This window comes from Arthrobacter sp. Soil763 (genome assembly GCF_001428365.1).
Classification (GTDB): Bacteria; Actinomycetota; Actinomycetes; order Actinomycetales; family Micrococcaceae; genus Arthrobacter.
The window spans coordinates 712,695-729,345 of record NZ_LMSH01000001.1 but is presented as its reverse complement, the minus strand read 5'-3'; the positions used below and the strand labels follow the sequence as shown (position 1 = coordinate 729,345).

The following is a 16,651-nucleotide window of genomic DNA, read 5'->3' as shown; positions in this document are numbered from 1 at the left end:
CCCGCGGACAGCTCAGGACCGGGCGGCTCAGGACGCGAGGGTCCCGCGGACAATGCTCACGCTGGAGTGCGCCGGATTGCCGTCCATCGGCTCATCCGACACGTCGACGATCGGGTACTTGGCGAGATCCAGGCCGGCGGGCACCGCGAAGGACCCGGCATCGGAGGTCATGACGCCCAGGCTCACCAGCCGCGAGAGGTCCGGCGCGATCAGCCACACCTCCTGGTAACCGCGGGCCTCGTTCTTGTCGACCCGGACCTCCAACGTCCGCTGCCCGTCCCCGGTCTCGAGGACGCGGGCCACCCCGGTGGCGGAATGCCGGTCCACGGGGGCCAGCTCGGCCTGGGCCAGCGGAGTCACCGCGGGCCGGCTTTGCTGGGCGGACCAGACGATGCCGGCGGTGAGCAGCGCGGCGGCCGCCGCGGCAGCCAGCCACACGCCCGGACGGCGCATCCAGCCGGCGCCGCCGCGCGGCCGGTTCCTGCCGTCGCGTTCCTCCGGGGCCGGTAAGGGCACCGGCGGCGGGGGCGCCGCCGTCGTCGGGCCGGCCGCTGGCGGGGCTTGGGTCCGCGACGGTCCCAGCGGATCAGCGGCGACGTCGTCGGAGAGACCCAGTGCGCTGTGGATTCCGGCCCACACCCGCGGACCCGGCGGTTCGAGCGCGGCGGCCTCCAGCCCGGCATCCATTCCCGGCTTCGCCGCGACGACGGCGCGGCGAAGCCCTGCGTAGTCCTCCGCACAATCGGGGCAGGCACGGAGGTGGGCCGCGGCATCGTCTCCGAGCTCCTCGCCGAGGGCCAGCAGGCTCAGGGATTCAGGATCAAGATGTTGCACGGTCTACCTCCAATCGGCTTTTGAGTTGGGACAAGCTGCGGCGGATGTGGCTCTTGACCGTACCAAGCGGCAGGTTGAGCTTCTGGGAGATTTGCGAATGGGTCAGGTCGTCGTAAAACGCAAGCTTCAGGATGGATCCCTGCGGCTCCCCCAGCTTCTCCAATTCCCCGTCCAGCAGGATGCGGTCGGCCAGGGCTTCGGCGGCTGTTTGCCCGGTGGCGGGTTCCGGGTCCGGAGCGCTTTCGACGGCGGCGAGCACGCGCCGGGTTTCGTGCGCCGAGGCCGCATGGGCGTCCGCGATGGCATTGCGGGTAATACCCACGATCCACGCGGGCAGCCGTGCCCGCGCAGGGTCGAACGCGGAGCGGGAGCGCCAGACGCGGATGAACACTTCCTGGGTGACGTCGTCGGCTGCGGCCGGGTCGCGCAGCGAGCGCCGCGCCAGCGTGTGCACCAGCGGCGAGAACTGCCGGTACGCCTCCGCCAGGGCAGTTTCGTCCCCGGCGGCGAAGGACTCGTTCAGGTCCGCGTCCCAGGCCGGCGAAGCCTCGAAAGGTGCCAAACCAGGCTCCTTCCCGCTCCTGGTGGGGACGCTGGAGGCCGGCATCTGAGTCACGCCGGCAGCGCCGTGACAATCACATTGTCACCGTAGTTCTGCTGCTCGTCCAGCCACCGGCCGCCGCAGGTCACCAGCTTCAGCTCGTGCGGTCCGCCGCGCCGGAACACGGCCGCGCCGTCGAAGGCATCCTTGGCCATGAGTTCCACCCGCACCACCCGGAACCGCACGGGCGGAGCACCGTACCGTTCCACAGTCACGAGGGTGCCGGGAGGAAGCGTCTTCAGCTGGGAGAACGGGGCGGACTCTGAGGTGGTGTCGACGTGGGCGGCCAGCACCGCGGCTCCTGCCGCGGCGCCGGGAGCCGGGCCAAACCGGTACCAGCCTGCCTCCTCAAAAGGGTCCGGGATCTGCATGGCGCCATCCGGGCTGACTCCAACCTCGACGATCCGCATCCTGATGGTGGTGCCCGCCACCGTGAGCAAGCGCGGGCCGGGGTCGCGGGGAGCGACGGCCGGCGGGGCCGCGGGCCGCACCGGCGGGGTGCTCCGGGAGGGCGCGGGCGCCGCAGGCCGCACCGGCGGGATGCTCCGGGCGGGCGCCGACGCTGCGGCCGGGGTGGCGCCGCCCTCCCGGACAGCGCCGGCGGGTTGGTCCAAGCCGGAGTCGTTTCCCCGGGCAGCCGCCTGTGCCGGCGGGGTCGGATCCGGAGGCACCGCGCAGGAGGAGGCCAGCAGCGCGGCAGCGGCTACAGCGGCGGCCAGGCGGACCGCAGCCCGCCGGGGGTAAGGCGCCCTGGTGCCGGGCCGGCGGCCCGGGCGGGAGCCGTGCGGTGGGGTCGGCATGTTCGTCCTCCTAGTGGGGCCCACGGGCCGGCCGCCCGGCGGGGACCCGGGCGGCCGGAGTGGGAGGCGGGCTAGCGGATGCGGCGGGGTGCCAGCTGCCTGCGGGTCAGGACGATGCCGCCGGCCAGCAGCAGGAGCCCGGCTGCGCCGAGGCCGACCATGGCGGCAGGATCTCCGGCGGTTTCAGACCCTGCTGCGGCTCCGGAGCGTCCGCCGGGCACTCCGGCGGGGGCGGAGTGCAGCCCCTCGATGTTCTGTACGGCGAGCTTCAGATTCTTATCCGCAAGGCTTCCCCACGCGTAGACGATGGTGTGGGTGCCCTCCGCGACCGCGACGTCCGCGGGGCCGATCACCGGCGCCGTGGTGCCGGCGGCGGCTACCGCGGCCGACACCGTGGCCGGATCCAGGGTCAGTGTCTTTTCCTTGGCGTTGGCCAGGCCGGAGATCACTGGCGAGCCGCCCGCCAGGACGTCCACGGCGGGGGCTGCCGCCGTATGCCGGACCGTGAGCTTGCCCTTGCCGGGTCCGATCTGGGCGACGTCGTTGGTGAAGAAGTTGGCGGTGGGCTTGCCGGCCGCGTCGAGGTTGGCGACGGCGGTGTAGTTGCCGCTGGCGGCAAGGGTGACCTTGACCGGCCCGATCACCGGAGCTGACGCGTCGGCGGCATCCGCGGCGGTAATGGCGAGCTCGTAGTCCCCGGCGGGCAGGGCCAGCGGACCGGCCAGCGTGCCCGGGGCAAAGTCGTCCAGGGTCCGTTCGCCGTTGACCCAGACGTCCACGGTCAGCTCCGGCACGCCGTGGAGGACGGACAGCTGGGCGTTAGGTTCGGCCGCCTGGGCGGGGCCGGCAAGGGTGAGAGCTGCCGCGATGGCCACGGCGCCTGCTGTGAAAAGGCTGGTACGCATTTACATCTCCTTCAACGGCCCGCCGGGCGGGCGATTTTTGCTTACACCCCTACTACCGGCGCGCACGGCAGTTTGGATGCAAACGCATGAAGGAGATTTTGCGGAAATTAAAGGCGGGGTTTAGCGCGGCGGAAGTTCGGGGCCGCCGCGCCCTTCCCGGACCTCGGGAGGCAGCGTCGAAGGAGGCACCGACGCCGGCGGACCACCGATCCCGTAATAGCCCTGGTTTGGTGGCTGCTGACCAGGCGCACCGGGCCGGCCGGGCTGCTGCTGCGGCTCCGGCTGGGCAGGCTGGCCGGGATAGGGCGGGACCCCGGCGCTGTAAACCGGCTGCTGGTCTCCTGGGTCAGTCGGTCCCATGTCCAGATGGAACGGCGGGTACTCGTCGCGCATCAGGGCCACGTAGGCAGTGACCCGGTAGATCCAGCGGTTCAAGCCCATCAGGAGGTCGAACAGCCCGCGCCAGTACTGGCCGGTGAACAGCAGGATCACGCCGGCAATGAGTACGAGCAGCCCGACCAGCGACATGCCGGAGTTCTGCTGGACCCACCGGCCGTCGGCCCAGTAGCCCTCGCGGGCTCCCCAGGCGCCCGTCGTCCCGGTCAGGATGCCGACGATGAGCAGGTGCGGGATGGCCAGCAGCCAAGACTTCACGAGCACCAGTCCGCGGGAGAGCTTCTCCGGGTAATCAACGTCGAAATCCGCCGGGTAGCCGGTGCGGGCCAAGGTGAACGGCGGGTACTGGTCCGTGCCGATCGCGGCGTAGCAGTAGAAGGCGACCCGCCAGTTCCACCGGATGACGCCCACGTTGAAGTTGAACAGCGAGCGCGGATAGCGGCCGGTGAAGAGAATCGCAAACCCGGCAACAATCGTGGTCACCACAAGCCCGAACCACAGGAAGAACAGCACGATGAAGTGCGGGATCGCCAGGAACCACTTGACCAGCCAGAGCCAGCGGGACAGTTGCGGATCGAGGTATCCGCTGAGCCTGGCCGGGTAGACGTATCCCCCGGGCGGGACGCCGGGCGGGTAGGGGCCGGCGGCGAGGGGCGTTCCGGCCGCTGGGTAGGAACCGGTGGCCGGGGGCGGTCCTGCATGCGGCGGCTGATCCGGTCGTTGCGGCGGGTTCGCGCGGCCCAGCCCCGCGGCGCCGGCCACGATAAGCGGGACGCCGACGGCCAGCAGCACAATCCCGCCGGCCAGGAGTCCCAGGAACACCGGCCACAACAGGTCTGAGCGGGCGCCGCCGCGAAGGTCCACCGAGACCGGACTGCTCGCGTCGGCGTTCATGACCACGACAGCCCAGTTCCCGGAGCGCAGGTCCCACGTGATTTCCTGGGCTCCGGCACCGGTGGCGGAGGCGGTCCAGAACTTCTGCTCCGCCGGCCGGGCCGGTTGCCTGCTGCCGGGCGCCTCCCGGTACTCGGCCCGGAACGGCGAGAACCGGACCTCGTCCACTTCGGAGTGCTTGACTCCGCTGAGGTAGGCGGCGACGTCAGCCTCCGGGGCGATTCCGATGAAGATGCGCTGCGCGGGATCGGCGGTGGAACCGCGGAGCATCACACTGCCCGCCGCTGCTGCCGGGTCGAAACCGGCCGGTCCGGCGTCGCCCATAAACTCCAGCCGGGGCGAGGTGATGGCGTAGGAGTCCACCGTGTAGCGTTCCGAGGGCGTGGTGAAAAAGCGCCCGTCGCGCTGCTGGTAATTGGCCCAGCCGGTGAAACCGGCTCCGGTGAGGAGCGCCAGGCCCAGCAGTGAGGCCAAGGTGCCCAGCACCAGCATGACGATCCGGCCCGGTTTCATGGCCGTTCCAGTGCCTCCAGCAGGGACTTGCCCCACCGGGCTGCCTTGTCGATTTCGCCGGGCCGCAGCGGCCCCTCGCTGCCCTTGACGTAGAACGGCATGGGCTCGGAAATGAGGTCCGCCCCGCTGTCGCGCAGCGCATGCGCCATCTTCTTGGCCGCGTCGCCGTGGACGAACATCCGGACGCGGGTGTCGAACGCCGCCGCCTTGACGCCCTTGAGCTGTCCGCCCCCGAGCGCCGAGAGCAGCTCGGTGATCTTCGGCGTCGGGCGCCACCCGTTGATCGGGCTGCCGACGACGAGCAGGTCCCCGGCCGCCAGGTTGCCGGGATCGAACTCGCTGACCGGCACCGGGGTGGCGTGCACCTCGCCGAGGGAGCCTGCAACGGCCTCGGCCACGGATCGTGTGTTCCCGAACGCCGAATCGTAGACGACATGGGCTTTCATGCGGTGATCACCACTTTCAGGGCCTTCGTTTCCGCGGCGCGGGCGAAGGTGTCATAGGCGTCCATGAACTGGTCGAAGCGGAAGTGGTGGGTAGCGAACTTCCCGGCCGGCACCTTGTTCTGCGCCACCAGTTTGAGCAGCATGGGGGTCGTATTGGTGTTGACCAGCCCCATGCTGAGGTTGATGTTCTGGATCCAGAGGTCCTCGACGTGCAGTTCCACCGGTTTGCCGTGGACGCCCACGTTGGCGACGTTGCCGCCCGGCCGGACAACGGCCAGGCACATTTCCAAGGTTGCCGGCACGCCGACGGCCTCGATGGCGACGTCGACGCCTTGACCGTCGGTGTGGGCCAGAACCTGGTCCTTCCAGTCGGCGTCGCTGGAGAGTACGACGTCGGTGGCGCCGAACCCGCGGGACTGTTCAAGCCGGTTCGCATCGAGGTCCACGGCGATGATCGTGGCGGCCCCGTAGAGGCCGGCCGTCGCCATGGCAGCCAGCCCGACCGGGCCGGCGCCGATGACGGCCACGGTGTCCCCCGGTTTGACCCGGCCGTACTGCACGCCGATTTCGAAGCCCGTGGGCAGGATGTCCGAGAGCATCACCGCTTGTTCGTCGCTGACCCCTTCCGGCAGCAGGTGCAGGGAATTCTCGGCGTACGGGACCCGCACGTACTCCGCCTGCGTGCCATCAATCAGGTGGCCGAACACCCAGCCCACCCCAGCCTGGCCCTCGCTGCCCATGCAGTGCGAATAGAGCCCGGTCCTGCAGTTGGCACAGTGTCCGCAGGACTTTATGCAGGAAATGATCACCCGGTCGCCCGCCTTGAGCGCGGTGACGGAGGACCCGACGTCGGTAATGGTTCCGACCCCCTCGTGCCCCAGGATCCGTCCCTTGGCCACGGCGGGGACGTCGCCCTTGAGGATATGCAGGTCCGTCCCGCAGATGGTGGTGGTGTCGACTTTGACGATCACGTCGGAGGGGTTCTGGATGGTGGGGTCAGGGACATCTGTCCAGGACTTTTGCCCCGGGCCGCCGTACACGAGCGCTTTCATGCGGGCTCCTTGTTTCGGAGAATGACCGGCGGATCCACGATCCGCAGGCGGCACGGGGTCACCGAGGAGTCGATCCCGGAGGACACAATCGCCTGCCGGGCATGCTCGCGCAGTTCCTCGAACGCTGCGGCGGTTACCCTGGCGTGGGCGAGGTCCACGACGATTTCGTAGCCCGCGAGTTTGGCTGTGACCCGGCGGCAGACGACGTAGAGGGCCCGGATGTTGGCGGTGGTGACGACGCCCCGTACCTCCACCCGGGCGGACTCCTCGGCCTCGTCGATCCGGATGACAACCTTGATCCGCGGATCGCCGTGGGAGGGATGTGCCTGGTATGCCCTGGCGCGGCTGGCGTGGTTCAGATGGCGCAGCGGGCTCATATTTCCTCCCGGCTCCGGCACGGCCTCGGGCCGGCGCTGGGTCCGCCAACGGCGGCGGTTCGGTCAAAAAACATGATGGCTGGCCTCCTGCCTTTCCTGCCCAAGCTGGAAAGTGCAACTGCCATTTCCTCACCCCAGGTCCTAGCGAGACCGATACTGCCTGCGAGGCGATTCCTCCCCCAAAACCCATGCCGGAATCACCCCACTTCCAGAATGACCCGCCGTCGGACGCGGGCAAAGGGACGAAAGTCCCTGGTGCCCGGCGGGGCCCTCGGGGCGGTGAAAGGAGGGCCGGGCGTGACTGGAGGGACCCAAATTGCTGCCCCCGCGGCGCGGCCCTAGCCTGTTCCTATGCCCAAGACCGACACTCCCGCCGGCAGTACCCGGCTTGTCCTCACCGCCGCCCGGTTGCCCGGTGAAGCGGCCCCCTGCGACGTATCGATCGCGGACGGGGTCATCACGGGAATCGCACCGTCCGGATCGACGCCCCGGCTGGTGGCGGAGTCCGGCGGGCCGGCGCCCGAGGTGATTGACCTCGACGGGCGCTTTGCCATTCCAGGGCTGTGGGACGAACACGTGCACATGACACAGTGGGCCCTGACCGCCGGCCGGATCGATCTGTCCGGGGCCGCGTCTGCCCGGGAGGCTGCCGCCGTCGTACGGTCCCACCTTGAGCGCGGCCGCCCGGTGGGGCCTGGCGGGCACACGGTGGTGGGCGTTGGCTTCCGCGACGCGGTCTGGACGGACACGCCAAGCCTCGACCTGCTCGACAGCGCCACCGCGGGCGTCCCGGCCGCCCTGATCAGCCACGATCTGCACTGCGTCTGGCTCAACAGCGCCGCGGCAGCGCGCCACGGGGTGGCGGTCGGCGCGGACGGCCTGCTCCGCGAGGACGCGGCCTTCGATCTGACCCGGGAGCTGGGGCGCCTGCCTGATGACGCCGTCGACCGGATGGTCCATGACGCCGGCAGGGCCGCGGCCGCCCGAGGGGTGGTGGGCATAGTCGATTTCGAGATGGTCTGGAACCGGGATACCTGGCAGCGGCGGACCGCGGCCGGCTTCGACTCCTTCCGGGTGGACGCCGGCGTCTACCCCCAGGATCTTGACCGCGCCGTCGGCGAGGGGATGCGGACCGGGCAGCCGGTAGCGGAGACCGGCGGCCTCCTGCGGGTGGGTCCTTTGAAGGTCCTCATCGACGGGTCGTTGAACACGCGCACGGCGTACTGCGTCGATCCCTATCCCCATGGCGGCCGGGGCCTGCTGACGGTCAGCGAGGACGAACTGCTGCAACTGCTCAACTCGGCCCGGGACTCCGGGTTCCTTCCGGCGGTGCATGCAATCGGCGACGGCGCGAACGAGGTGGCGCTGAACGCCTTCGCGTCCGCCGGGGTCCGGGGACGGATCGAGCATGCCCAGTTTGTCCGGGAGCAGGACTTCGCGCGCTTCGGCGAGCTCGGCCTGACCGCCAGTGTGCAGCCGGCCCACGCACTGGATGACCGCGACGCCGCCGATGCCAACTGGGCCGGCCGGACGGAGCGGGCATTTCCGCTGCGGTCGTTGCTCGACGCCGGGGCGACGCTGGCGCTCGGCTCGGACGCTCCTGTTGCACCGCTGGAGCCCTGGACGGCTATGTCGGCCGCCACCACCCGGGCGCGCGGGGACGGCCGGGAACCGTGGCATCCTGAACAAGCCCTGACCCGTCGGGAGGCGCTCGCGGCGTCCACGCGCGGCCGGGGCGGGATCCGCGTTGGCGATCCGGCCGACGTCGCCGTGCTCGACGCCGACCCGCTGGCCGTGTCGGACGCCGAGTTTGCGGCCATGCCGGTGGCGGCCACGCTGCTGGCAGGGCGGTTTACGCACCGGTCCTTCTGACCGGCCGCGCCGGCTAGGAGCCCTTCACCCGGGCCTGGACCAGATTGGCGAACGGCAGCCTGCCGTATTCCTCGGCAAACGCGGCGTGGTAGCCGGCTTCGGCGGGGGCGAGTTGCTCCACGGGCAGTTCCTTCCACGCGATGTTCAGCGTTCTGGCGTCGGCGAGCTGCCAGATCAGCCGGCCGTCCCAGTGGCCCGGCGGCTTACCCCGGCCAAAGTCGACAAACTCCTGGATCTGCCGGCGCAGCCCGCGGTTTCCCTTGCTGCCCGGGCCCGCCTTGCCCACATAGAGGACGTCGGCACCGTCGACCCATTCGGTCCCGAGCGCATCCGGTTTCAGGGTGGGATCCTTCTTCTTGAAGATGCCCGCCGTGCTTTTGGCGAGGAACTGCGGCTTCGCGCTGCGGGGTGCGGCGCCGTGCCCGCCGCCCTGTTCGCCGCCCTGCGGGCCGCCCTCCGGGCGCAACACCGCGAAGATGCCGGGCTTTTGCGGGATGCGGTTGATCTCCAGCTCCGCAATCGGCCGGAAACCGGTGAAGCCGTCCTGCTTCAGCGATTGTTTGTTGATCGGCATGGGTTCCTTGGGATCGGGGCGGATTCATAAGGCTTACGGAAGGCGGCTTCCGGGGCCACGTTAATTGTCACAGGTGCCTGGTTGACTGGGTTCATGGACGGCAAGCAAAGGCCCGACGTGGCTTCGACGGCAGGAATGAGGGTCGCTGACCTCGCGCGGATCCTGGCCGGGATCCCGGCTCCGGCCAGCGCCGCGGCGATTGTCGATGAGATCCGCGCTCTCGAGGATGAAAAGTCTGCGCTGTCGGCCCGGCAGGCCCGGCCGGCCGTCGCCTTGGACCTGGTACGACGGCGGGAGCAGGCCGCCGCCGGGGTACCCGGGGACAAGCTCGGTGCCGGGGTCGGTGCCGAGATCGCACTGGCCCGGCGGGAATCCCCGCCAAAGGCTCCCGCCTCCTGGGCCTCGCGCGGGCACTGGTGACCGAGATGCCGCGCACCTTCGCCGCCCTGGAAACCGGGCAGCTGAACGAATGGCGCGTCACGCTCCTGGTCCGGGAGACCGCAGGCCTCACCGCCGCGGACCGGACCGCCGTGGACGAAGAACTCGCGCCCGACGCCGGGACTTTCGACGGCGCCGGCGACCGCACCATCACCACCGCCGCGAGGGCGGCCGCCTACCGCCGCGACCCCCGCACCGTCACCGAGCGCGCCGCCCACGCCGCGACCGAACGGCACGTCAGCATCCGCCCCGCACCGGACACCATGTGCTACCTCACCGCCCTGCTCCCCGCACCCCAAGCCGTTGTCGCCTACTCCGCACTGAGCAGGGCTGCGGATGCCGCCCGCTCCGACAGTGACCCCCGCACCCGCGGCCAGCTGATGGCCGACACCCTCGTCGACCGCACCACCGGCACTCCCGGCGGGATCAGCGGCATCAGCATCCAGCTCGTCATGACTGACCGCACCCTGTTCCAGGCCGACAGCGAACCAGCGAGACTCCCGGGCTACGGCATCGTTCCCGCCGGGTGGGCGCGGACCCTGCTCACCCGCGGAACGGGAGAACGGCCGGACGATGACAGCGGCCAAGGCTCCGGAAACGGCGCAGTCAGCGGCGGAACGGGCGGCTCCGGAGGCGGCGTAGGCAGCAACCCGTCCTTCCCGGTCTGGCTGCGACGGCTCTACACCGCGCCCGCCACCGGTGAGCTCACCGCCATGGACTCCCGCGCCCGCATCTTCCCCGCCGGGCTCCGCCGCTTCATCCGGGCCCGCGACGACACGTGCCGCACCCCGTACTGTGACGCCCCCATCCGCCACCTGGACCACATCATCCCCTGACATATCGGCGGGACCACCGCCGCCGCCAACGGCGCCGGGCTCTGCGAAGCCTGCAACCACACCAAGGAAACCCCGGGCGGAGCGCCCAACCACGGCCAGGACCCCGCCACACCCTCCAACTGACCACGCCCACCGGCCATACCTACTCCTCCACCGCACCGCCGCTGCCGGGGACGGCGTTATCGGCGACACCGGAGCCCCGCCGCAGGGAACTTCGGCACCTCGCGAAGGTGCAGAGATTCGGCAGGGTCAGTGCTGCATCGGCTGTGTAAACCTGGAACTAGGTTTGCGGACTGCGCGCCTGGACGAGGTTCGCGAAAGGAAGCCGGCCATGCTGGGCCCGAAAGTCTGCGTGATACTCCGCCTCCATTGATGGAGCGCCGCGAACGATATGAAGGCGGAAGCTCCGCAAAGCGGTCCTTAAACACAGGACCTGCAGGTACCTTCGCGATCTCGCTATGAGACGGCCCGGACATTTTCATGTCCTGAACAGCCCGGCTTAATCAAGTGGTTACCTGCAGGCGCTTTAAGCGTACGCCCGGTGCGGCGCGGTCAGCTAGGGGTCCATGGACTCTTCCCCTTCCGGCCCCGAGGGTCCTCCGAACCTAAGCGTAGAGTGGAACAAGACGCCTGATTCTGGACGCCAAGTGCTGAGGGAGACATCGTGACGATTGACTGGGACGAAAAGAAGACCCTGCTGCAGGAACCGAACATCGCGGCTGTGACGCAACTGTGCGACGAACTGATGGAGAAGAAGCCGGGGTCCGTCGTCCCCTACATCGACCCTGTCCATGACGAGGATGAGTGCCGCATTGTCAGCCTTCACATCGCGCCCGGGAAGGGCTGCGAATCCGGCTTCGTGTCGCATTTCAATGAAGACGACGCTGCCCGGCGCGCCACCTCCATCTACGAGGCCGCCGAGCTGGACCCCCGCTACGTGATGCCGTGGAACGCGTACCCCTGGGTGCGCGACCCCGAGCTCCCGTCCGCGTTGAATGTCCAGGAAAAGACCGACGGGCTGCGCCCGTTCCGGCAGTTCATGAACATCAACCGGCGTACTTCCGCGGTCATCGCCCACGGCGCGGACGCCCACGCGTTCCTCACGCTCTTCGAAAAGACCTACCACTCCTCGCTGAAGAACCGCGGCGTGAAGATCTACAAGGCCACGGCGCTCGGCGGCCGCGCCTTCGCCGTCTCACCTGCCAAGCAGGAAGAGCTCCTGGCCAAGAACATCGCCGTCTACAAGGACGCCATGCAGCGGGCGGGCATCCAGCACCTCTAGGCCCGGGCGGCCCTCCCCCGGGGCTGACCGCCGTCGTCCCCGGGCCCTACGGCCCTCCCCAGCGCCGCCGCCCGCGGCCAAGCTGGGATGGCTGGCCCGCACCGGCTGGCCCGCCGCCGCCGGCAGCGGCGCCCACGGTCACGCCTCGGGAGGGACAGCATGGGACGGCTGGACGGCAAAGTTGCCCTGATCAGCGGGGCTGCCCGCGGCATCGGCGCCGCGATGGCGCAGCGCTTCCTCGAGGAGGGCGCCCGGGTCGTCGCCGGGGACGTGCTCGACGACGACGGCGCCCGGTTGGCGGCACAGCTTGGTGACGGTATCCGCTATGTGCATTTGGATGTGACCAGGCCGCCCGACTGGGAAGCTGCGGTCGGAGAGGCGGTGGCCGCTTTCGGCGGACTGTCCGTCCTGGTCAACAACGCGGGCATTGTGAATTTCGGCCGGATCGATGAGTTCCCGCATGAGGAGTGGGCCCGGATTATCGATGTGAACCTCAACGGGGTTTTCAACGGCATCAAGGCGGCGGCCCCGGCCCTGGCCCGGGCAGGCGCCGCCTCGATCATCAACGTTTCCTCCATCGCCGGGCTCCGCGGCTATGAGAACCTCGCCGGGTACACCGCCTCCAAGTTCGGCGTGCGGGGCCTGACCAAGAGTGCAGCGCTCGACCTCGGACGGGACGGCATCCGGGTCAACTCGGTCCACCCCGGCGTCATCCAGACGCCCATGACGGAGGGCATGACCTTCGATACCGGCCACGTCGCGCTGCACCGGACCGGCCAGCCCCGGGAAATCGCCGAGCTTGCCGTCTATCTGGCCGGAGACGAGTCCTCGTTTGTCACGGGTGCCGAATTCGTCATCGACGGCGGCGAAACCGCCGGCACCGTCCAGACGCCGGCCGGCTGACTCCCCGCCATGGAACAGCCCGTGCCCGCCCCCTCAGGCTCCAGGCTCGCCATTGTCGGGGCGGGCAGCGTCGGGACATCCCTGGCGTACGCCGCCCTGATCCGCGGCTCCGCCCGCCACGTCGCACTTTTCGACGTGAATGCCGCAAAAGCCGAAGCCGAAGTCCTCGATCTGGCCCACGGCACCCAGTTCACCGCGGCCGCGGCGTCGGTCGACGGCGGCGGTGACATCAGCGTTACGGAAGGCGCCGACGTCGTCGTCATCACCGCGGGGGCAAAGCAGGCACCCGGCCAGACCCGGCTGGACCTGGCCGGAACCAACGTCCGGATCCTCGAGCAGCTGATGCCGCAACTGCTGGCCCACGCCCCGGACGCCGTCTACGTGCTGGTCACGAACCCCTGCGATGTGCTGACCGTCGCGGCGCAGAAAATCACCGGGCTGCCCGCGGGCCGGGTGTTCTCCTCCGGCACGGTGCTCGACACGTCGCGGCTGCGCTGGCTGCTCGCGCACCGGGCCGGAGTGTCGGTGAGCAGCGTCCATGCCAGCATGGTCGGCGAGCACGGGGACACCGAGTTTCCGGTCTGGTCGGGCGCCCGGATCGGTCCGGTGCCGATCCGGGACTGGACCGTCGACGGCGGGCGCCTCTTCACCTCCGGGTACCTCGCCGAGACCGCCCGGGAGGTGACCCAGGCCGCCTACAAGGTGATCGCGGGCAAGGGGGCGACGAACTACGCCATCGGGCTCTCCGGCGCCCGGATCGTGGAGGCGCTGCTCCGGGATGAGAAGGCCGTCCTGCCCGTCTCAACGGTGCTGGCCGGGCAGTACGGGATTGACGGGGTCGCGCTGTCGCTGCCCAGCGTCGTCGGGCGGGGCGGCGTCCGCGCGGTGCTGGACACGCCACTGGATGAGGGCGAGCACGCCTCCCTGCACCACTCCGCCGAGACGCTCCGGCAAAGCCTTTCCTCCCTGGGGATCTGACCCCCCCGACGGGCTAGGAGGGCGGGGCGAGCGGCCCGACGGCGGGCACGACCGTCACAGCCCCCAGGTGCGGCAGGGCCGTCCTGGCGCCGGCTTCCAGCCGCGCGGCGAGCGCCGCCAGTTCGGCCTGCCGGTCCTCCGGGTTGACCGGGACCGTGATCTCCGCCTGAAGCCGGTGGCCGGACCAGCGCAGCCGCGAGGTGCCGCCCGCCGGCGCGTGCTCGCGGACGACGGCGGCCAGGGCGCCCGTCAGGTGCGGATCGACGCCGTCCATGAGCCGCCGGCCGACGTCGCGCACCGTACCCCAGAGCAGCACCATGATGGCGACCGAAATCAGCAGGCCGACGATCGGGTCCGCCAGCGGAAAGCCGAGCCAGACGCCGATGACGCCGGCCACCACGGCGAGCGAGGTGAAGCCGTCCGTCCGGGCGTGCACGCCGTCGGCGATCAGCGCCGCCGACCCGATCCGCCGGCCGACCCGGATCCGGTAGATCGCCACCAGCTCATTGCCCGCGAAGCCGACGACGCCGGCGGCCAGCACCCAGCCCAGGTTGTGCACGGGCTGCGGTTCGAAGAAGCGCCGGATGGATTCCACCGCCGCGACGACCGCGGACAGGGCGATCATGGCCACGATAAAGAGCCCGGCCAGGTCCTCCGCCCGCCCGAACCCGTGGGTGTAGGTGCGCGTGGGCTTGCGCCGGCCCAGCAGGAACGCGATCCACAACGGCACCGCGGTCAGGGCGTCGGAGAAGTTGTGCACGGTGTCGGCCAGCAGCGCCACGGAACCGCTGACCAGAACAATGGCCAGCTGGAACAACGAGGTGGCGCCCAGGCCCAGCAGCGAGACCTTCACCGCGCGGATGCCCTGCGCACTGGACTCCAGCGCCTCGTCGATCGAGTCGGCGGCGTCATGGGAGTGCGGGACGAAGAGCTCGTGCAGCCAGCCCTTCAGGCCGCCGCCGTGTGCGTGGGTGTGGTCGTGGGAGTGGGCGTGGTCGTGGCCGTGGGAGTGGGTGTGGTCGTGTCCATGATCGTGGGCGTGGGGATGTGCATGGTCGTGGCCATGGGTGTGGGTATCCGCATGGTCATGGCCATGGTCATGCTCCTCGTGCGCGTGGTCGTGCGTCTGTCCGAAGGCGTTGTCGGGCCGGGTCATGCGCTGTGCCTCGGCGCGGTGCCGAGCGCGTGCTCGGCCTGGTGGACGGCGGCCATGACGAGCTCCCGAGCGTGGTCGTTCTGGAGCCGGTAGAAGACTTTGGTGCCCTCCTGGCGGGTGGCCACCATGCCGCCGAGCCGCATTTTGGCCAGATGCTGGGATACGGCAGACGCTGGCTTGCCGACGCGTTTAGCCAAGGCGTTGACCGGCAGTTCGCCCTCCCCGAGAGCCAGGATCAGGCGGACACGGGTGGCGTCGGCCAGCATGGAAAAGACCTCGACGGCGAGTTCGACATGGGGACTGTCGACATCAACCTGCGTATCTGCATTCATACGCAGATAATGTCATATACGGATCCCACGTCAAACTCGCACGCACAGCTGGCCCCGGGCCGGCGGGAACACACCGCCCGTCCGTAACGTTGGAACCCGGTAGCCTGAAAAGCCGAAGCCAAGGGAAGGGGACGCACGTGGACGCGATATTCCGGCCCACGGTAGTGCGCCGCGCGGCAATACTCGCCGCCGTTGTGGCCGTCCTCGCCGGGATCTTCGGCATGCACGTTCTCGCCGCGCCCCTCGGCGCCGCCGCGGGGCACGGGACCGAACCGCACGCGGCAGCCTCCCACCACTCCCCGCAGCACGGGCCGGCAGCCGCCCCCGAAACTCCGGACCCGCCGTCGTGCGCCTGCGGCGCAGGATGCGGCGACCACCACTCCGCGCACGCCGCCTGCACCCCCGCCCCGTCGGCCACGTCGCTGAGCGCACCGCCTCCCGGATCGGCGCAGCTTTCCGCCCCGCGGCCGTCCGCCCCCGGAACGGCCCGGGACAGCGGCTACTCCTACCTTCCCGCGACGCCGACGCCCGGGGAACTGTCCATCAGTCGGACGTAAAGGGATCGGGCCGGCCTGCGCCGGCACCCGCATCCCCGGCGTGCACCGCCACTGGCTGCACACCGCCCGACGCCGGCCCGTGGCCGGACTACGCAAAGGACAACCATGAACAAGGCACTGACTCTTCCCGCGGCCGCCGTTGCCGCATTGATCGCCCTGGCCGGCTGCTCGGCCGGAACCGGCGGAACGTCCTCCATGGACCACAGCACCATGGGCACGAGCACCTCCGCCGCAGCCGCCGATCACAACGGGACGGACACGATGTTCGCCCAGGGAATGATCCCCCACCACGCCCAGGCCATCGAGATGAGCGACATGATGCTCAAGAAGCAGGGCACCGACGCGAAGGTGACCGCCCTGGCCGGCCGGATCAAAGCCGCCCAGGGCCCGGAGATTGACCGGATGACCGGCTGGCTCAAGGGCTGGGGCGAACCCGTGGAGATGCCCGGCGGCCACGTCATGTCCGGGATGCTGGGCGAGGACGACCTCAAGAAGCTTGAGGCAGCTACGGGGACCGAGGCAAGCAAACTGTTCCTGAACCAGATGATCACCCACCACGAAGGTGCCGTCGAGATGGCCAACGCGGAAGTCCGCGGCGGCAAGGACCCGGAAGCGGTCGGCCTGGCCAAGGACGTCGCCGCCTCGCAGACCGACGAGATCAAGGAAATGAAGGAGCTGCTCGCCGGGCTCTACCCCCTCCGCTGAGGCCGAACGTACACTTGAGGCCCTAAACCGCCCACAGCTCGGGGCCTCAAGTGTCCGTTCGCGCCCAGGCCCGGGCGTCAAGTGTCCGTTCGCGCCCAGGCCCGGGCGTCAAATGTCCGTTCGCGCTCAGGTGGGGGCGGCGTAACGCAAGCCACCGGGGCCTCCGGCGCGGACCGGTTCGCCTAAGCTCGGAAGTAGCA

General features: G+C 70.0%; 17 protein-coding genes and 1 pseudogene. 7 read left to right on the top strand and 11 right to left on the bottom strand.

Going from position 1 to position 16,651, the window contains the following annotated elements; genetic code table 11:
- Positions 1–27: 27 nt before the first annotated feature.
- The 8 genes from ASG71_RS03425 to ASG71_RS03390 form a co-directional block, all read right to left on the bottom strand.
- On the bottom strand, positions 28–834 hold the full coding sequence (locus ASG71_RS03425; RefSeq protein ID WP_056737075.1) for an anti-sigma factor domain-containing protein: 807 nt from the start codon (positions 832–834) through the stop codon (positions 28–30).
- Complete coding sequence (locus ASG71_RS03420) at positions 821–1,441, bottom strand: RNA polymerase sigma factor (RefSeq protein ID WP_056737072.1); 621 nt, start codon at positions 1,439–1,441, stop codon at positions 821–823. The genes ASG71_RS03425 and ASG71_RS03420 overlap by 14 nt, the downstream gene beginning before the upstream one ends.
- Positions 1,442–1,446: 5 nt before the next feature.
- Positions 1,447–2,235: a class F sortase gene (locus tag ASG71_RS16250; protein WP_082574792.1), complete on the bottom strand. Its 789-nt coding sequence runs from the start codon at positions 2,233–2,235 to the stop codon at positions 1,447–1,449.
- A gap of 71 nt (positions 2,236–2,306) precedes the next feature.
- A complete protein-coding gene (locus ASG71_RS03410; RefSeq protein WP_056737070.1) occupies positions 2,307–3,140 on the bottom strand; it encodes a DUF4397 domain-containing protein in 834 nt (277 codons plus the stop codon).
- A 120-nt stretch (positions 3,141–3,260) separates the two neighbouring features.
- Positions 3,261–4,943 carry a DUF4389 domain-containing protein gene (locus ASG71_RS03405; protein WP_082574790.1) on the bottom strand — a complete coding sequence of 561 codons (1,683 nt, stop codon included), beginning with the start codon at positions 4,941–4,943 and terminating at the stop codon, positions 3,261–3,263.
- Complete coding sequence (locus ASG71_RS03400) at positions 4,940–5,389, bottom strand: flavodoxin family protein (RefSeq protein WP_056737068.1); 450 nt, start codon at positions 5,387–5,389, stop codon at positions 4,940–4,942. Before ASG71_RS03400 ends, ASG71_RS03405 begins: the two co-directional genes overlap by 4 nt.
- Positions 5,386–6,441, bottom strand: coding sequence for a zinc-dependent alcohol dehydrogenase family protein (locus ASG71_RS03395; protein ID WP_056737065.1), 1,056 nt, complete (start codon positions 6,439–6,441; stop codon positions 5,386–5,388). Before ASG71_RS03395 ends, ASG71_RS03400 begins: the two co-directional genes overlap by 4 nt.
- A complete protein-coding gene (locus ASG71_RS03390; RefSeq protein WP_056737063.1) occupies positions 6,438–6,818 on the bottom strand; it encodes a hypothetical protein in 381 nt (126 codons plus the stop codon). Before ASG71_RS03390 ends, ASG71_RS03395 begins: the two co-directional genes overlap by 4 nt.
- Before the next feature lie 351 nt (positions 6,819–7,169).
- Between ASG71_RS03390 and ASG71_RS03385 the strand changes: the two genes are divergently transcribed.
- On the top strand, positions 7,170–8,690 hold the full coding sequence (locus ASG71_RS03385) for an amidohydrolase (RefSeq protein ID WP_056737061.1): 1,521 nt from the start codon (positions 7,170–7,172) through the stop codon (positions 8,688–8,690).
- 13 nt (positions 8,691–8,703) lie between these two features.
- Here the strand turns inward: ASG71_RS03385 and ASG71_RS03380 are convergent, their stop codons facing one another.
- Complete coding sequence (locus ASG71_RS03380) at positions 8,704–9,264, bottom strand: hypothetical protein (RefSeq protein WP_056737059.1); 561 nt, start codon at positions 9,262–9,264, stop codon at positions 8,704–8,706.
- A 135-nt stretch (positions 9,265–9,399) separates the two neighbouring features.
- Between ASG71_RS03380 and ASG71_RS03375 the strand changes: the two are divergent.
- The 4 genes and pseudogenes from ASG71_RS03375 to ASG71_RS03360 all read left to right on the top strand — a co-directional run bounded on the left by ASG71_RS03375 (position 9,400) and on the right by ASG71_RS03360 (position 13,701).
- Positions 9,400–10,810 (top strand): annotated as a pseudogene (locus ASG71_RS03375) (HNH endonuclease).
- 392 nt (positions 10,811–11,202) lie between these two features.
- Complete coding sequence (locus ASG71_RS03370) at positions 11,203–11,820, top strand: uracil-DNA glycosylase (protein WP_056737057.1); 618 nt, start codon at positions 11,203–11,205, stop codon at positions 11,818–11,820.
- Between the two features lie 159 nt (positions 11,821–11,979).
- Positions 11,980–12,723 carry an SDR family oxidoreductase gene (locus ASG71_RS03365; protein WP_056737055.1) on the top strand — a complete coding sequence of 248 codons (744 nt, stop codon included), beginning with the start codon at positions 11,980–11,982 and terminating at the stop codon, positions 12,721–12,723.
- Between the two features lie 9 nt (positions 12,724–12,732).
- Positions 12,733–13,701: an L-lactate dehydrogenase gene (locus tag ASG71_RS03360; protein WP_056737053.1), complete on the top strand. Its 969-nt coding sequence runs from the start codon at positions 12,733–12,735 to the stop codon at positions 13,699–13,701.
- 13 nt (positions 13,702–13,714) lie between these two features.
- Here the strand turns inward: ASG71_RS03360 and ASG71_RS03355 are convergent, their stop codons facing one another.
- Positions 13,715–14,857: a cation diffusion facilitator family transporter gene (locus tag ASG71_RS03355; protein ID WP_082574788.1), complete on the bottom strand. Its 1,143-nt coding sequence runs from the start codon at positions 14,855–14,857 to the stop codon at positions 13,715–13,717.
- On the bottom strand, positions 14,854–15,189 hold the full coding sequence (locus ASG71_RS03350) for an ArsR/SmtB family transcription factor (RefSeq protein ID WP_056737051.1): 336 nt from the start codon (positions 15,187–15,189) through the stop codon (positions 14,854–14,856). The genes ASG71_RS03355 and ASG71_RS03350 overlap by 4 nt, the downstream gene beginning before the upstream one ends.
- 137 nt (positions 15,190–15,326) lie before the next feature.
- Here ASG71_RS03350 and ASG71_RS03345 point away from each other — a divergent pair, with 137 nt between their 5' ends.
- Both ASG71_RS03345 and ASG71_RS03340 read left to right on the top strand, forming a co-directional pair.
- Positions 15,327–15,746 carry a DUF6153 family protein gene (locus tag ASG71_RS03345; protein WP_157366165.1) on the top strand — a complete coding sequence of 140 codons (420 nt, stop codon included), beginning with the start codon at positions 15,327–15,329 and terminating at the stop codon, positions 15,744–15,746.
- A 105-nt stretch (positions 15,747–15,851) separates the two neighbouring features.
- The gene (locus ASG71_RS03340) at positions 15,852–16,451 is read left to right on the top strand and encodes a DUF305 domain-containing protein (RefSeq protein ID WP_056737046.1); all 600 of its coding nucleotides are present in this window, start codon (positions 15,852–15,854) and stop codon (positions 16,449–16,451) included.
- Positions 16,452–16,651 lie beyond the last annotated feature (200 nt).

Excerpts from the sequence above, each read along its gene's own strand:
- ASG71_RS03355 (WP_082574788.1), bottom strand. The coding sequence starts at position 14,857 with ATGACCCGGCCCGACAACGCCTTCGGACAGACGCACGACCACGCGCAC.
- ASG71_RS03360 (WP_056737053.1), top strand. The coding sequence starts at position 12,733 with ATGGAACAGCCCGTGCCCGCCCCCTCAGGCTCCAGGCTCGCCATTGTC.
- ASG71_RS03350 (WP_056737051.1), bottom strand. The coding sequence starts at position 15,189 with ATGAATGCAGATACGCAGGTTGATGTCGACAGTCCCCATGTCGAACTC.
- ASG71_RS03385 (WP_056737061.1), top strand. The coding sequence starts at position 7,170 with ATGCCCAAGACCGACACTCCCGCCGGCAGTACCCGGCTTGTCCTCACC.
- ASG71_RS03410 (WP_056737070.1), bottom strand. The coding sequence starts at position 3,140 with ATGCGTACCAGCCTTTTCACAGCAGGCGCCGTGGCCATCGCGGCAGCT.
- ASG71_RS03340 (WP_056737046.1), top strand. The coding sequence starts at position 15,852 with ATGAACAAGGCACTGACTCTTCCCGCGGCCGCCGTTGCCGCATTGATC.
- ASG71_RS03400 (WP_056737068.1), bottom strand. The coding sequence starts at position 5,389 with ATGAAAGCCCATGTCGTCTACGATTCGGCGTTCGGGAACACACGATCC.
- ASG71_RS16250 (WP_082574792.1), bottom strand. The coding sequence starts at position 2,235 with ATGCCGACCCCACCGCACGGCTCCCGCCCGGGCCGCCGGCCCGGCACC.
- ASG71_RS03395 (WP_056737065.1), bottom strand. The coding sequence starts at position 6,441 with ATGAAAGCGCTCGTGTACGGCGGCCCGGGGCAAAAGTCCTGGACAGAT.
- ASG71_RS03380 (WP_056737059.1), bottom strand. The coding sequence starts at position 9,264 with ATGCCGATCAACAAACAATCGCTGAAGCAGGACGGCTTCACCGGTTTC.
- ASG71_RS03365 (WP_056737055.1), top strand. The coding sequence starts at position 11,980 with ATGGGACGGCTGGACGGCAAAGTTGCCCTGATCAGCGGGGCTGCCCGC.
- ASG71_RS03420 (WP_056737072.1), bottom strand. The coding sequence starts at position 1,441 with ATGCCGGCCTCCAGCGTCCCCACCAGGAGCGGGAAGGAGCCTGGTTTG.
- ASG71_RS03405 (WP_082574790.1), bottom strand. The coding sequence starts at position 4,943 with ATGAAACCGGGCCGGATCGTCATGCTGGTGCTGGGCACCTTGGCCTCA.
- ASG71_RS03390 (WP_056737063.1), bottom strand. The coding sequence starts at position 6,818 with ATGAGCCCGCTGCGCCATCTGAACCACGCCAGCCGCGCCAGGGCATAC.